This is a genomic window from Curtobacterium sp. AB451 (assembly GCF_050585845.1).
Lineage (GTDB): Bacteria > Actinomycetota > Actinomycetes > Actinomycetales > Microbacteriaceae > Curtobacterium.
Genome location: NZ_JBOBQG010000006.1, coordinates 112143 through 125529, shown reverse-complemented (window position 1 = coordinate 125529; position 13387 = coordinate 112143). Strand labels below are relative to the sequence as shown.

Sequence of the window (13387 nt, the reverse complement as noted above, 5' to 3'; positions counted from 1 at the left end):
CGATGCAGCACGACCCGAATGCGCACACGCAGGTGACCGAAGTCGCCCTGCCCGCGGAGCTCACGGAGCCCCTGCCCGACGACGCGAGCACCGTGACGGTCGTCGCCCGCACCGCGGCCGAGACGGCGCTCGGCGTCCCCGGCGTGCACCACCTCGGCGGTCTCGCCGCCCGCGCGGCCGACCAGCTCCGCCAGCAGCTCGGGAAGAGCGCCGGGACCGCGGGCGTCCAGGTCGACGACGAGGACGGCGCCCTCGCGGTGAACGTCTCGGTCGTCGTGAGCTACCCGCACCCGGTCATCTCCGTCGCGGAGGAGGTCCGCAAGCAGGTCGCCGCGGCCACGCGCCAGGTGTCCGACGTCCCGACCTCGGTCGACGTCCGTGTGCTCGATGTGCACGGTCCGTTCGACGACGAGCAGTCGCCGCTCGGCCGGGCGGCGGAGGCGACCGGCGACGCCGTCAAGCAGGCCGCGACCGCGACCGCGGATGCGACGAAGCGCGCCACCGACGCCACGGGCGCGGCACTGAAGGACGCGGCGGAGGCCACCGCCGATGCCACGAAGCGAGCCGCGTCCGCCACCGCCGACGTGACCAAGCGCACCGCCGAGGCGACCGCCGACGTCGCCCGTCAGGCAGCCGACGCCACCCGCGACGCCGCGGAGGCGACGGCGGAACAGACCAAGCGGGCCGCTGACGCCACGGCCGACGCCACCCGCCGTGCGGCGGACGCCACCGCCGACGCGACCAAGCGCGCCGTCGACTCCGCCGCCGAGACCACCGGTGACGTCCGTGACGCGGCGACCGAGGCGCTGGCCCGCTCCTCCGAGCTGGCAGCGGACGCCGCCGACTCGGCGAAGGACGCCGCAGCCGGTGCACGGGACGCCGTCGTCGACACCGTCGCCGAGCACGACGCGACCCCGGCCGACCGTGCCGCTGCCGCCGCAGACGCGGCCGAGGACGCGGCCGACGCCGCCGAGGACGCCGCAGCAGCCGCGTCGGAGTCCGCCGACGCAGCAGCCCGGGCCGCCCGCTCGGACGCAGCGGACACGCAGGACTCAGCGGACACGCCGGACGCGCCGGCCACGCAGGAGGCACCGGAGGCGTCGGACACCACGGCCGCCCTCGACGCCGACACCGAATCCGGTCGCCACCGTCAGGACCAGCCGTGACGACCGCCTGGTCGGGGAACCGTCGGACGCGCGTCCGACGGCCCCGCCCGCGCGGCGTGTGGATCGCGGGCGGCATCGGCGTCGTCCTGGTCCTCGGCACGCTGCTCGGCGCCTTCCTCCCCCTCGTCGGCTTCCTCGGCAGCGTCACCGCCACCACCGCCGGCCTCGTGCCGTTCCCGTTCATCCGGGTCACGGTCGTCGCCCTCCTCGGCGCGATCGTCGTCCTGGCGCTCCTGCTGCTCGCGTTCACCCGGCGGCACACCGCCACCGCGACCATCGCGGTGGTCCTCGCCGTCCTGGTGAGCATCGCCGTCACGGTCGTGCCGGTCGTCCTCGTCGCCGTCGGGTCCGCCGACCGTGCCGGTGACGTCTGGCCCATCGTCACCGAGCTCTGGAACCTCTTCACCGGCTGAGTCCCTCGGCCGTCCGCACCACCATCGAAGGAGTCACCATGCGCAACCGCATCATCCTCATCGGCGCGATCGTGTTCCTCGGGTTCTGGTTCGGCGCACGCGCCACCCGTCCCGTGAACAAGAAGTCCAAGGCCCAGACCGCGCGCGAGCTCTGGAACGACCCACGTTCGCGGAAGGCCCGCAAGAAGCTCCGGAAGAAGATCGCCGGAGCGACCAAGCACTGACGCCGACACGAGGCGCGGTGCACGTGACCCGATCTGGGTGGCGTGCACCGCGTCCGTCGTTCGCTACGGTCGCAGCATGCACCGTCTCTCCCCCGCACAGCGCTGGGTCGTCGCGCTCGGCACGTTCGCCGTCGTCCTCCTCGTGCTCGGCGTCGTCGGGCTGGTCGTCGGGCTGTCGAACCGGTACGGGTGCCTCGGCGCGGGCGACACCTGGCCCGAGGAGCGGCGCCTCGGCGACGACTCCGGGATCGTCTGGGGCAGCGTCCTCGGCATCGTGGGGCTGCTCCACCTCGGTCTCACCGGCCTGGCCGGCGCGATCGTCTGGACGGCCGCGCCGACGATCGCTCCCGGCCGTCTGCGTCGCCCGCCCCGAACGTCGGTGTGAACGTCGTCTTCACGGTCGGCGCGCTCCGGCAGCCCGAGGTGCAGGACGCGCTGTTCGGCGACCCGGTGCCGACTGCCGAGGACGCCCTGGCCGGCTGGCGGATCGACGACGCGACGAGCACCGACCCGGACGTGATCCGAGCGAGCGGACCGGGCCGTCGTCCGACCCTGCGACGCGGCACCAGCGAGGACCGGGTCGAGGGTGCGGCCCTCACGCTCGGGTACGAGTGGCAGCTGCGGGACGTCGACGACCACGAGCCCGCCGACCACCAGCGCATCGAGGTGACGCTGGAGTCGGGTACCCGGGCCTGGGTCTACGTCGCCGCCGACGAGGTCTGAGCGGCTGCGAGCCGTTCGAGCCCCTCGTCGATCGACACCGCCGGCGTCCACCGCAGGTCCTGGCGGGTGCGGCGCTGGTCGAACCAGTGCGCCGTCGACAGCTGCTCCGCGAGGAACCGGGTCATCGGCGGCTCGTCCTGCCCGGGTCGTACCCGCCAGAGGGCCCCGACGAGCGATCCGGCGACGCGGGCCACACCGGCCGGCACGTGCAGCCGGGGTGCCGGGACCCCGGACGCCGCGCAGATGCCCGCGAGCAGGTCGGCGACGGGCCGGGGCTCGCCGTTCGTGACGACGTGGGCGGCGCCGTGCACCGCGTCGTCGGCGGCGTGCTCGAGCGCAGCGACCATGGCCGAGGCCGCGTTGTCGACGTAGAGCGTGTCGATCAGGGCGGCGCCGGAGTCCAGCACCGGGAGCCGTCCGCTGCGGGCCCGGTCGACGATCCGCCCGATGAGCTGGGTGTCGCCCGGTCCCCACACCAGGTGGGGGCGGACGGCGGTGACCGCGAACCCCGGGGCGTCGGCGGCGAGGGCGAGGAGCTCGGCGGCGGCCTTCGTGCGGGCGTAGTCCCCGCGGGCGCGCGCCGGCTCGGCCGGTGCGGCGCCCGCCCCGACGAGCGACGAGCCGGTGTGCGCGACCGAGGGCGACGACACGAACACGAACCGTGTCGCCCCCGCGCGGCGTGCGGCGTCGAGCAGGGTCCGGGTGCCCACGACGTTCACGCGGACGAAGTCGGCCGGGTCGCCGGCGAGCGAGACCTCGGCGGCGAGGTGCACGACCGCGTCGACGCCCTCGACCGCCCGGACCACCGCGGTGGGGTCGGTCACGGTGCCGAGGACGTCCGCCGCCCCGTCGACGCCGGACGGACGCCGCTGGAACGTCCGGACCTCGTGGCCGGCGTCCCGCACGGCCGCGGCGGTCGCCCGCCCGAGGAACCCGCTCGCGCCGGTGACGAGGACCCTCACGGTCGGACCATCCGCCCACCGGACAGCACCGATGCGGCCCACCGTGACAGCCGCGCACGGTCGACCTTCGAGTTGTGCCGGATGTCGGTCGGCAGCTCGGGCACGGTCAGGACCGCCGCGACGGGGATGCCGGCGGCTGCCCGCACGGCCCGCGCGAGGCCCGGGTCCGCGAGTGCGGGTCGACGAGCGCGGCGCGTGCCGGTCGTCTCGACGACGGCCACCGCCTGCTGCGTCCCGCGCGGGCCGACCCCGGCGAGACCGGCGCGGCCGACGCCGGGGACCCGTTCGATCCGCTGCTCGGGTCCGACCGGCGTGACGACACCGTCCGGGGTCGTCAGCACGTGCTGCAGGCGTCCCTCGACCCAGAGGCGGCCGGCTGCGTCGAGGTGCCCGACGTCACCGGTGCGGTGGCCCCGGGGGTCGTCCACGCCGAGCCGCGACACCCGGTCCTGTCGCCAGAGCCGGTCGTAGCGCGCCCGGACGTGCGGCGCGGCCACGACGATCTCGCCGGTGACGCCCGGGTCGTCGGTCAGCGTGCCGGTCGGCAGACCGTCGCCGTCGAGCGGGGCGATCCGCACCCGGACGTTCGCCGCCGGGGCCCCGACGCAGATGCCGTCGTCGACCGCGGACCGCGCCGAGCGGACCCCGTCGAGGTCGACGTCGGTCATCAGCAGCCCCTCGGTCATGCCGTAGGGCGTGTGGGCGCTCGCGTTCGGCATCAGCTCGGTGGCCGCGGTCAGCAGGGCCGCCGACACCGGCGCCCCGGCCGACAGGAACAGCCGCACCCGGCCGAGTGCCGCACGCTCGTCGGCGGTGAGCGCACCCGCGGTCGCCACCACGTTCGCGACGGCGGCCGGCGACAGGAACACGACCGTGGCGTCGGCTGCCTGAACCGCGTCGGCGACCGCCCGCGCGGTGAGCGTCCTGGGTGCCGTGACGTCCATGTCCGGTGCGACCGACCGCGCCCCGAGGGCCGGACCGAGGAGGGCGAACGGGGCGAACCCGGCGACGAGCCCGGTGCCGACGCCGATGTCGTACTGGGTGGCCAGCGCGTCCCGGACGGCACCGAGCTGCCCGTGCGTGTACACGACGCCCTTGGCCGGGCCGGTCGACCCCGACGTGAACAGCACGGCGGCCGGTGCGTCGGCGCCGGGGGCCTCGGGCATGGCGGTCCCCCGTGCGAGCCGGTCGGCCCCGCGGCGAGCGACCTCGGTGAGGGTGCGTTCGACCCGGAGCGCACGCCGGGCGGCGGCGGGCAGCGCGACCGTCGCGATCCGACGACCGGGCCAGCCGAGCGCCCGCGCGGCTCCGAGGCCGGGCAGCGCACCGATGATCCAGTCGGGACGCGCGCCGCGCACGGCCCGGGTCAGGCCGCGCAGGCCCAGCCCGGCGTCGGCGACCACGACGACCGCGCCGATGCGGACGCAGGCGTAGAGGACCGCGGTGAGGTCGGCTCCCGGGGTGACGAGCAGCGAGACACGGTCGCCGGGGCGGACGCCGAGGTCGACGAGTCCCGCCGCGATCTCGTCCACCCGGCGGGCGAGCAGCCGCCACGACACCGTGCGGGGTCCGCCGGCGGCGGCCATCTCGACGAGCGCGGCGTCGTCGCGCTCGCGCAGTGCGTCGAGTGCGGCCCACAGCGGTCGGCCCGCGTCGGCGGCGGTGTCGGTGGGGGCCTGGAGGGACGGTTCGACCCCGGCGGGCCCGTGTCCGTCCGGCAGGTGGTCACCGAGCCAGTCGAAGACCGTCCCGGCGACGTCGGCGTCGTCCGGCAGCAGGTGCCCGGCGCCCTCGAAGCGGTGGACGTCGGCGTGCGGCAGGCGGTCCGCGAGGTCGTCGAGGTAGCGCTCCAGGAACACCGGGTCGCGCGGGCCCCACATCACGAGGGCCGGCACGTCGAGCGCCGCGACCCCCGCGGCGATCCGGTCGAGTTCCGGTGCGCTCGGGTGGTCGGCGTCGACGGGGATGTCGGCGACGAACCCGCCGATGCCCCCGCGACGGGCGGCGCCGCGGTAGGGCGCCCGGTACGCGTCCGCGACGGGACGGTCGAGCCGCGGGTGCGCGATCGCGAGGGTCGTCTCGAGGAACGCCGGCGTCAGCACCGTGGCGCGGCCGAGGAGCTCGGGACGGAGGGCGAGCCGCAGCGGCGCCGGGATCGGGGCGTCGTCCGGCTGGTGCACGGCGGTGTTGCAGGTCGTGACGGCCACGACGAGGTCCGGGTGGTCCACCGCCCAGCCGAGGGAGACGACGCCGCCCCAGTCGTGCCCGAGGGTCACCACCGGGCCGGTCAGGCCGAGTTCGTCAGTGAGCGCGCCGAGGTCCCGCACGCGGTCCGCCAGCCCGTGCTGCGCGCCGGTCCGCTCCGAGAACCCCATGTCGAGCTGGTCGACCGCGACGACCCGCCATGCCGGACCGCCGGCCGCGGCGACGTCGAGCGAGGTGCGGAGCACCGACCGCCACAGGTACGACCACGTCGGGTTGCCGTGCACGCACAGCAGCGTGCCGACGGGTTCCACACCGAGCGCGGCCAGCGAGCCGGCCGTGTCGAGGAGGTGCCAGGAGCGCCCGGGGCGAGCCGCGCCTCCTGGACCCGCAGCGGCCGGGACCGCGACGACGCGCGACCAGGCGGGGTCGAGTCCGGGCAGGGGCGGCGGGGGCGTCGCCGGAGCCGTGGCAGCGGCGACGCGCGGGAGGCCGGAGGTCACCAGCGCAGTTCCATCATCGCCGTGTTGATACCGGAGCCGACACCGCCGAGGAACACCCGGTCGCCGGGGCGGATGGCGCCGCGGGCGACCTCGTCCGCGAGGGTGATCGGGATCGACGCGGGGCCGACGTTGCCGAAGCGCTCGTACGTGGTGGGGACCTTGTCGCGCGGGACGCCGATGGCCTCGACGAACGCGTTGGTGTGCACGTCGGAGACCTGGTGCAGCACGTAGCGGTCCATGTCGGCCCAGTCGAAGTGGGAGCGCGCCTCGTTCCAGGCGGCGACGACGAGTTCCATCCCGCCCTTGAGGAGCATCTTCGCGTCGGTGAACATGCCGTCGACGCTGCCGACGCAGAGGTCGTACCACTGGGTCGCCGCGCGGGTGACGCCGCCGACGATCCGGTGGCCGCCCGGGTGCATGTCCGCCGGGCCGAGCACGGCTGCGGCGGCACCGGAGCCGAGCGTCAGGCTGGCGAACTCGCTCATGAAGTCCTTGCGGTTGCGGCCGCCCTGGTTCAGGCGCTCGATGGTGTTGAGCTGCACCTGGTCGGCGTCCTCGCCGTCCACGACGAGCGCGTACTTGATCTGGCCGGAGTCGATCATGCCCGCAGCGACGCTCATCGCGTTCACGAACCCGAGGCAGGCGTTCGCGATGTCGAAGTTGATCGCGGACGACGGCAGCCCGAGTCCGTGGTGCAGCCGCACGGCCACCGAGGGCTCGAGGTGCGGACGGGTCACCGACGTGTTGATGAGCAGGCCGACGTCCTCGGGGCGGATGCCCGCCTCGGCCATGGCACGGCGCCCGGCGTCGATGGCGGCGTCCTGGAAGGACTGCCCCTCGCCCCAGTTGCGACGCTCCTTGACCCCGGCGACACGCTCGAGCAGCCCCATCGGCAGGCGCAGGCGGCGCAGCACGCCGCGGAGCTTCTCCTCGATGTCGGCCGAGGTGGTCACGCGTTCCGCCACGGTCGTCGCGACGGAGAGCAGCGCGACGTTGTCGTGCTTGGCCGTGGCGTTGCCGGGCCGCTCCGTGTCGCTGCTCGTCGCCTGGTCGACCGGCCGTTCCGTCATGATCGTCACCGACACATACTTCCGCATCTGGCCTGGGTACGCGATCCGGAAGCGCTGACAGGCGGGGGACAGTGCGCTCCGGATGCGCCTCACGCCTCGGGCTGGCGTGGTTCCTTGGGGAGTTTCCGGACCTTCGCGCGACGCTTCCTCCGCTCCGGGATCATCGATCGCATCTCCTCCAGCTTGCCGAAACAGAGCAGGCGGTCCCCGGGTTCGAGGGCGACGCCGCTCCGGGGGTTGGGGATGACGCCGGAGCCGCGGTGCAGGGTGAGGACGGTGATGTCGCGGTCCCAGAGACCGGACTCCTTGATGGTCTTCCCGACGAGGTCGGCGTTCGTGTGCACGAGGAGCTCGGCGACGCCGTACCCGGTCGAGACGGAGAGCCGCTGGCGGACGTCGATCTCCGGGAAGGCCACCTGGTTCGCGATGAAGTCGATGATCGCTCCGGCGATGTCGAGCCCCGTGGCGCGCTCGATCCCCTCGAGCCCCGGCGACGAGTTGACCTCCATCACGAGCGGTCCGTCGTTGCCCTCGAGCATGTCGACGCCGGCGACCCGGAGGCCCATGATCTGCGCCGAGCGGACCGCGGCCTCCTCGTACTCGGGCGTCAGCGTGACCTTCTCGACGGTCCCGCCGCGGTGCACGTTGGACCGGAACTCGTCACCCGAGGCGCTCCGCCGCATCGCCGCGACCACCCGGTCGCCGACGACCAGCGCACGGATGTCCTTGCCGCGGCTCTCCGAGATGAAGCTCTGGATGAGGACGTTCTGCTTCGTGGAGTGCAGCGTCTCGACGATCGACTCGGCCACCTTGGCCTCGGGGGCGAGGATGACGCCGATGCCCTGCGTGCCTTCGAGCAACTTGATCACGACCGGAGCACCGCCGACGCGCTCGATCGCCCCACGGACGTCGGCGCGGCCGTTCACGAACGTCGTCGCGGGCATGCCGATGTCGTGCCGCGACAGGATCTGGTTCGCCCGCAGCTTGTCGCGCGAGTTCGTGATCCCGTTGGCGGTGTTCGGCGTGTAGACGTCCATCTGCTCGAACTGCCGGACCACCGCGGTGCCGTAGTACGTGATCGAGTTCCCGATGCGCGGCAGGACGGCGTCGTAGTCGGACAGGAGCTTGCCGCGGTACTGCAGGTCCGGGTCGTCGCCGGTCAGGTCGATCGCGAACCGGAGCGTGTTGAGCACCTTGACCTCGTGCCCGCGGTCGATCGCGGCAGCCCGGAGGCGCTCCGTCGAGTACGCGTGCGGCGCGCGCGACAGGATGGCGAGTTTCATCGGGTGTGCTCCGGGGTAGGGGTATCGACGGCGACGCTCCATCCAAGCATGCGACAGGATGGGCACATGGCCCGAGAACCGAAGTCACCCAACGGCGGTCTCGTGGTCGCCGGATGGCGGGAGTGGGCCGCCCTGCCGGGGCTCGGCATCCCGTGGATCAAGGTGAAGCTCGACACCGGTGCGCGGAGCTCGGCGCTGCACGCGTTCGACCTCGAGGAACTCCCCGGCGACCGGGTCCGCTTCTCGGTGCACCCGTGGCAGGACACCGATGCCGACGCCGTCACGATCGAGTGCGCGGTGCACGACCGTCGCATCGTCCGCAGCTCCACCGGGCACACCCAGGAGCGCATCGTGGTGCTCACCGAGATGTCCCTCGCCGGGCGTGTCTTCGAGGCCGAGGTCACCCTGAGCAACCGCGACCAGATGGGCTTCCGGATGCTCGTCGGCCGCGAGGCACTGCGCCAGGGCTTCCTCGTCGACCCGGCCCGGTCCTTCATGGCCGGTCGGGCCCCGAAGGAGATCCGCCGGCGCAACCGGGGCCGCGCCTGATGCCGAGCGGTCACGCGGCCGACGTGCTCGAGCGCATCGTCGCCGGTGTCGACGCGGCCGGACTCGGTGCCTACGGCGTGCACGTCCGGATCGGTGACGACGAGGTCGAGCACCGGTGGCGCAGCGACGATCGCGAGAACCTCTACTCCGTCTCGAAGGGCGTCTGCGCGCTCGCGATCGGGATCGCCGTCGACGCGGGCATCCTCACGCTCGACACCCGCGTCCCCGAGCTGCTGCCGGACATCCCGCTCGGAGACGGCGTCGACGCGGTCACCGTCCGACACCTGCTGACGATGACGAGCGGCATCGACTTCGCCTGGTTCGGCGACGAGGTCGTGTCGTGGCCGGACCTCGCGGCCGAGATGCTCGGTCGACCGACGGTCGGCCCCGGCTCGGTCTTCCGGTACTCCGACGCGAGCCCCTACGTCGCGATGCGCATGCTGGGAGCCGTCGTCGGCGACGTCCGCGACTGGCTCCTCCCGCGCCTGTTCGACCCGCTCGGCATCCACAACCCGCAGTGGCACCGGTGTCCGCGCGGCTGGATCGTCGGCGGCAGTGGCCTGGAGCTCCGCACGTCCGAACTCGCCCGCATCGGCGCGCTGCTGCGCGACCGCGGACGGTGGGGCGCGGACCAGCTCGTCCCGGCGTCGTGGGTCGACCGGATGCACGCGGAGTGGGTACCGACGGAAGGCGGAGCCCCCTTCGAGCGCTACGGCCTCGCCGTGTGGGACGGCCCGGGCGAGACGTGGCGGCTCGACGGCCGCTACGGCCAGTACGTGGTCGTCGACCAGGCGCGCGACGCGGTCGTGACGATCACCGCCCACGAGGAGACGGACGACCACCGCCTCGCCGAGCTCGCCGCCGAAGCGGTGCGCGACGTTCGCGCGACCCACTGATCGTTCCCGCTCAGGCCGAGCTCGCTGCCGACGCGGTGCGCGACGCGCGCGGGACCCACTGATCATTCCTGCTCGCTGACCGTTCCGGTTCGCGGATCCCGGGGATCGCGAACCGGAACGGTCAACGCCGTGACGGGAAGGGCCCTCGACCGGACCGACGGGCGGTCGGGAGGGACGGTGCGGGCCCGACCCGCGCCTCCCGTCCGCCGTCGGTGCGGGTCAGGCCTGCAGGTGCCGCCCCAGGAACCGCAGCTGGTCCGGCGCGAGGCGCCGCCAGTAGGCGGAGGTGTGGCCGCCGGCCTCGAAGCCGCCGGCCGGTGCCGTCGCGAAGCCGTCGACGTACGTCTGCACGGCCGGCTCGAACCCGTCGCCGGTGCCGCAGTCGACCCGGACCGCGACGCCGTCGAGCGATGCCTGTCGGCCGAGCACGGTGTTCGCGGCGAAGTCCGCGGGGTCGTCGAACGCGCCCCGTGCCGTCTCCCCCGCCGACCGCCACAGCGCAGGGCTGATCGCGGAGACCGCGCGCACGTGCTCCGCGCCGAGACCGCCGGCGAGGTGCAGCGCGCCGTAGCCGCCCATCGAGTAGCCGGTGAGCCCGAGTCGCGCGGTGTCGAAGCCTCGGCGGGCGAGCAGGGGCAGGAACTCGTCGACGACCATCGCGGCAGGGTCGTCGCCGTCGGCACGACGGTGCCAGTACCGGTTGCCGCCGTCGACCGCGGCGATCGCGAACGGCGTCCCGCCCGCCGCGACGTGCGCGGCGAGGAACCGGTCGTAGCCGAGGTGGGAACCGAAGAAGTCCGCGTGGTCGTCGCCGTACCCGTGCAGGGCGACCACGATCGGCAGGGGGTCGTCGGACCGCGGCGCGGCGATCGTCCAGCCGACCTCGAGTCCCTTCCGGGCGCGGGACGTGAACGATCCGGACACGGTCGGCACCGGGGTGACGTCGGGGACCGTTCCCGCGGGACCGTCGAGGCCGAGTACGCGGTACATGGTCGACCGGCCGGGGAGGAGCCGGAGGTTCACGGCCTCGGCCGCGGCGCCCGCCGCGACGACCGCGGCCCCACCGACGATGAGCGAGCGGCGGGTGATCCGGGCTGCACGGGAGCCGCTCATGCGCGGGGGCCGGCGTCGCCCTGGGGCACGCACGTCGTCACGAGGGTCGGGGAGGTCCGCTGCACACCGGGCAAGCTACCGAGTCGGGCGCCGGAGCACCTCGGGTACACGCGGACGTCAGGTGTGAAGTCGCGCAGGAACCGGTCGCTCCGCCGACCCGAGGAGCGCGTCGGCGACGGCACGCGCGGTACCCGTCCCGAGGCCGGGTTCGCGCAGGCGCATCGCGAGGTACCCCGAGACGAGGAGCAGCAGCTGCTCGGCGAGCGCCCCGGCGTGTGCGCCGACCACGGGCTCGGCCGACGCGGTCAGGCGTCGACGCAGGGTGTCGGTCTCGTGGTCGAGGACCGCGCGGACGTCGGACGGGGCGTCGACGTACTCGGCGGCAGTGCCGAGGAACGCGCACCACCGCGAGCCCGCTGCGGTGGACCGGTACGCGTCGAGCGCGTCGAAGACCGCCAGCAGACGGCCCCGGTCGTCCGACGCGTCCGCGACGGCCCGGTCCCACGTCGCGAGCCAGTCGTCGTGCCGGCGACCGAGGGCAGCGGCCACGAGGGACTCCTTGCTGGCGTACCCGCGGTAGAGCGTGGCGCTCGAGATCCCCGCGCGCTCGAGGACGGCGTCGATGGGCGTCGCGGCGATGCCCTGCGAGAAGAAGAGCTCCTCGGCGGCGTCGAGCAGCTTCCGCTCGGTTCCTGGACGCATCGCCATGAGAGCACCCTAGGCTCTCAAAAGTGAAACGATCGTTTTCGTTACGAGAGTCGGTGTTCGTGGGGAGCGGCCTCGGTCTGATCGCCGCGACGTACGGCTTGGTCCGGCTGGCCTACGGCCTCTTCCTGCCCGACGTCCAGCGGGACCTCGGGCTACGCGCCGACGCTGCGGGGTGGGTCTCGTCCGGAGCCTCGGCGCTGTACTGCGTCGGCGCCGTGGTCGGGTACCGCTGTGCCGGCCGCGTGCCCCGGGTCCTCGTGGCGATCGCCGCCGCCGTGGCTGGCGCAGGTGCACTCGGCATGGCTGCGGCCGGCGCCCCCGCGGCGTTCGCGATCGCGTCCGTCGTCGGTTCGGCGGGCGCGGGGCTGGCATCGCCCGCGCTCGTCAGTCTCGTGACGACCCTGGTGCCGCAGCCGGCGCAGCGCCGAGCGCAGACCGTGGTGAACGCCGGGACGGGCCCCGGCCTCGTCGCCGCGGGCGTCCTCGCGCTCGCGCTCCTGCCCGACTGGCGGACCGCGTGGACGTGGTCCGGCATCGCGACCCTGGTCGTCGGGGCGGTCCTCCTCGCGTCCTCGTGGCCGCCCCGCCGGACGGGGGCCGACGGGCGGACCCGCACCGAGCGGACCCCGGCCGCGGGGCCGGACCCGGCGTGGTGGAGGGCGCACCGTGCGGTCCTCGTGCTCGCCCTGCTCTTCGGCGCCGGGTCGGCGGTCGTGTGGACCTACGGCCGCTCGGTGCTCGTCGATGCCGGCGCACCGGTCGCCGTCTCGGTGTCCGCGTGGATCGCGCTCGGCGTGGGCGGCGCCGCGGTCGTGGTGACCGCCCGGTGGACGAGTCGGCTCCACGCCCGCACGCAGTGGGCACTCACCGGTGTCGCCGTCGCCCTCGGTGTGCTGGCGCTCGGCACGGTGCCGCAGTGGACGCCCGTGGCGCTCGTCGCGTGCGCCGTGTTCGGCTGGGGGTACACCGCGGCGACCGGGGCCCTGATCGCGTGGACCACCGAGATCGACCCGGAGCGGTCCTCGGCGGGCACCGCGGTGCTCTTCGTGGCGCTCGTCCTCGGCCAGGCCGGCGGTGCCGCGGCAGCCGGAGCGGTCGTCGAGCCGCTGGGGTCGCCCGGCACGTTCGGGGCCGGGGCGCTCGTGACGGCCGTCTGCGCCGTGCTCGGTGCCCGGGTCAGAGCAGCGGGCGCAGCTCGATCTTCCGGTTGCACGCCACCGACGCCTCCTGTGCGACCCGCAGCGCGGCCTCGGCGTCCGGCAGGTCCATGACCCAGAACCCGGCGACGAACTCGGCCGGGTCCCCGACGAGCCCCGGGACGGTGGTCGGCTCGGCACGACGGGCATCGACCACGACGGCGTCCGAAGGGGCCGACACCCCGGCCGCGAAGACGACGGCATCGCCGAGCCGCTCGTTGAGCGCGTCGACCGCGTCCGCCTCGGCCCGTGTCGCGGACGCGGTCCGACCGGCGGCCTCGGCCTGCCCGTCGTCGATGACGTTGACGAGGAACTGCACGGCGTCTCCCCTGTTCGGTTGACCGCAGGCTACTCCGACCACCGCACCCGCTACCGTGGT

15 protein-coding genes are annotated in these 13387 nt (G+C 74.4%); 8 read left to right on the top strand and 7 right to left on the bottom strand.

Annotated features, from left to right (window positions below):
• Positions 1 to 2 precede the first annotated feature (2 nt).
• The 5 genes from ACQXVK_RS14570 to ACQXVK_RS14550 all read left to right on the top strand — a co-directional run bounded on the left by ACQXVK_RS14570 (position 3) and on the right by ACQXVK_RS14550 (position 2526).
• On the top strand, positions 3 to 1166 hold the full coding sequence (locus ACQXVK_RS14570; protein ID WP_430854027.1) for an Asp23/Gls24 family envelope stress response protein: 1164 nt from the start codon (positions 3 to 5) through the stop codon (positions 1164 to 1166).
• Positions 1163 to 1579, top strand: coding sequence for an MFS transporter permease (locus ACQXVK_RS14565; protein WP_430854026.1), 417 nt, complete (start codon positions 1163 to 1165; stop codon positions 1577 to 1579). The genes ACQXVK_RS14570 and ACQXVK_RS14565 overlap by 4 nt, the downstream gene beginning before the upstream one ends.
• 38 nt (positions 1580 to 1617) lie before the next feature.
• Positions 1618 to 1803, top strand: coding sequence for a hypothetical protein (locus ACQXVK_RS14560; RefSeq protein WP_022905857.1), 186 nt, complete (start codon positions 1618 to 1620; stop codon positions 1801 to 1803).
• 76 nt (positions 1804 to 1879) lie between these two features.
• Positions 1880 to 2188 carry a hypothetical protein gene (locus tag ACQXVK_RS14555; RefSeq protein ID WP_430854025.1) on the top strand — a complete coding sequence of 103 codons (309 nt, stop codon included), beginning with the start codon at positions 1880 to 1882 and terminating at the stop codon, positions 2186 to 2188.
• Positions 2185 to 2526, top strand: a complete 342-nt coding sequence (locus tag ACQXVK_RS14550) for a gamma-glutamylcyclotransferase (protein ID WP_430854024.1) — start codon at positions 2185 to 2187, stop codon at positions 2524 to 2526. Before ACQXVK_RS14555 ends, ACQXVK_RS14550 begins: the two co-directional genes overlap by 4 nt.
• Here ACQXVK_RS14550 and ACQXVK_RS14545 read toward each other — a convergent pair.
• The 4 genes from ACQXVK_RS14545 to rimK form a co-directional block, all read right to left on the bottom strand.
• On the bottom strand, positions 2502 to 3488 hold the full coding sequence (locus ACQXVK_RS14545) for an NAD-dependent epimerase/dehydratase family protein (protein ID WP_430854023.1): 987 nt from the start codon (positions 3486 to 3488) through the stop codon (positions 2502 to 2504). The two genes, ACQXVK_RS14550 and ACQXVK_RS14545, sit on opposite strands and share 25 nt — an antisense overlap.
• The gene (locus ACQXVK_RS14540) at positions 3485 to 6193 is read right to left on the bottom strand and encodes an alpha/beta fold hydrolase (protein WP_430854022.1); all 2709 of its coding nucleotides are present in this window, start codon (positions 6191 to 6193) and stop codon (positions 3485 to 3487) included. Before ACQXVK_RS14540 ends, ACQXVK_RS14545 begins: the two co-directional genes overlap by 4 nt.
• Positions 6190 to 7263, bottom strand: a complete 1074-nt coding sequence (locus ACQXVK_RS14535; RefSeq protein WP_430854087.1) for a 3-oxoacyl-ACP synthase III — start codon at positions 7261 to 7263, stop codon at positions 6190 to 6192. The genes ACQXVK_RS14540 and ACQXVK_RS14535 overlap by 4 nt, the downstream gene beginning before the upstream one ends.
• Before the next feature lie 89 nt (positions 7264 to 7352).
• The gene (gene rimK, locus ACQXVK_RS14530; protein ID WP_070418032.1) at positions 7353 to 8546 is read right to left on the bottom strand and encodes a 30S ribosomal protein S6--L-glutamate ligase; all 1194 of its coding nucleotides are present in this window, start codon (positions 8544 to 8546) and stop codon (positions 7353 to 7355) included.
• 66 nt (positions 8547 to 8612) lie between these two features.
• Between rimK and ACQXVK_RS14525 the strand changes: the two genes are divergently transcribed.
• Entirely contained in the window at positions 8613 to 9095 is a 483-nt protein-coding gene (locus ACQXVK_RS14525; protein WP_022906836.1) for an ATP-dependent zinc protease family protein, read from the top strand.
• A complete protein-coding gene (locus ACQXVK_RS14520; protein WP_430854021.1) occupies positions 9095 to 9991 on the top strand; it encodes a serine hydrolase domain-containing protein in 897 nt (298 codons plus the stop codon). The genes ACQXVK_RS14525 and ACQXVK_RS14520 overlap by 1 nt, the downstream gene beginning before the upstream one ends.
• Before the next feature lie 219 nt (positions 9992 to 10210).
• Here ACQXVK_RS14520 and ACQXVK_RS14515 read toward each other — a convergent pair whose 3' ends face one another.
• Positions 10211 to 11104 (bottom strand): alpha/beta hydrolase, encoded by an 894-nt coding sequence (locus tag ACQXVK_RS14515; RefSeq protein ID WP_022906834.1) that lies wholly within the window; start codon positions 11102 to 11104, stop codon positions 10211 to 10213.
• A 117-nt stretch (positions 11105 to 11221) separates the two neighbouring features.
• Complete coding sequence (locus ACQXVK_RS14510) at positions 11222 to 11812, bottom strand: TetR/AcrR family transcriptional regulator (protein ID WP_402267828.1); 591 nt, start codon at positions 11810 to 11812, stop codon at positions 11222 to 11224.
• Positions 11813 to 11835: 23 nt separating this feature from the next.
• Between ACQXVK_RS14510 and ACQXVK_RS14505 the strand changes: the two genes are divergently transcribed.
• Entirely contained in the window at positions 11836 to 13083 is a 1248-nt protein-coding gene (locus tag ACQXVK_RS14505; RefSeq protein WP_430854018.1) for an MFS transporter, read from the top strand.
• Here the strand turns inward: ACQXVK_RS14505 and ACQXVK_RS14500 are convergent.
• Positions 12989 to 13327, bottom strand: coding sequence for a YciI family protein (locus ACQXVK_RS14500; protein WP_430854017.1), 339 nt, complete (start codon positions 13325 to 13327; stop codon positions 12989 to 12991). The two genes, ACQXVK_RS14505 and ACQXVK_RS14500, sit on opposite strands and share 95 nt — an antisense overlap.
• Positions 13328 to 13387 lie beyond the last annotated feature (60 nt).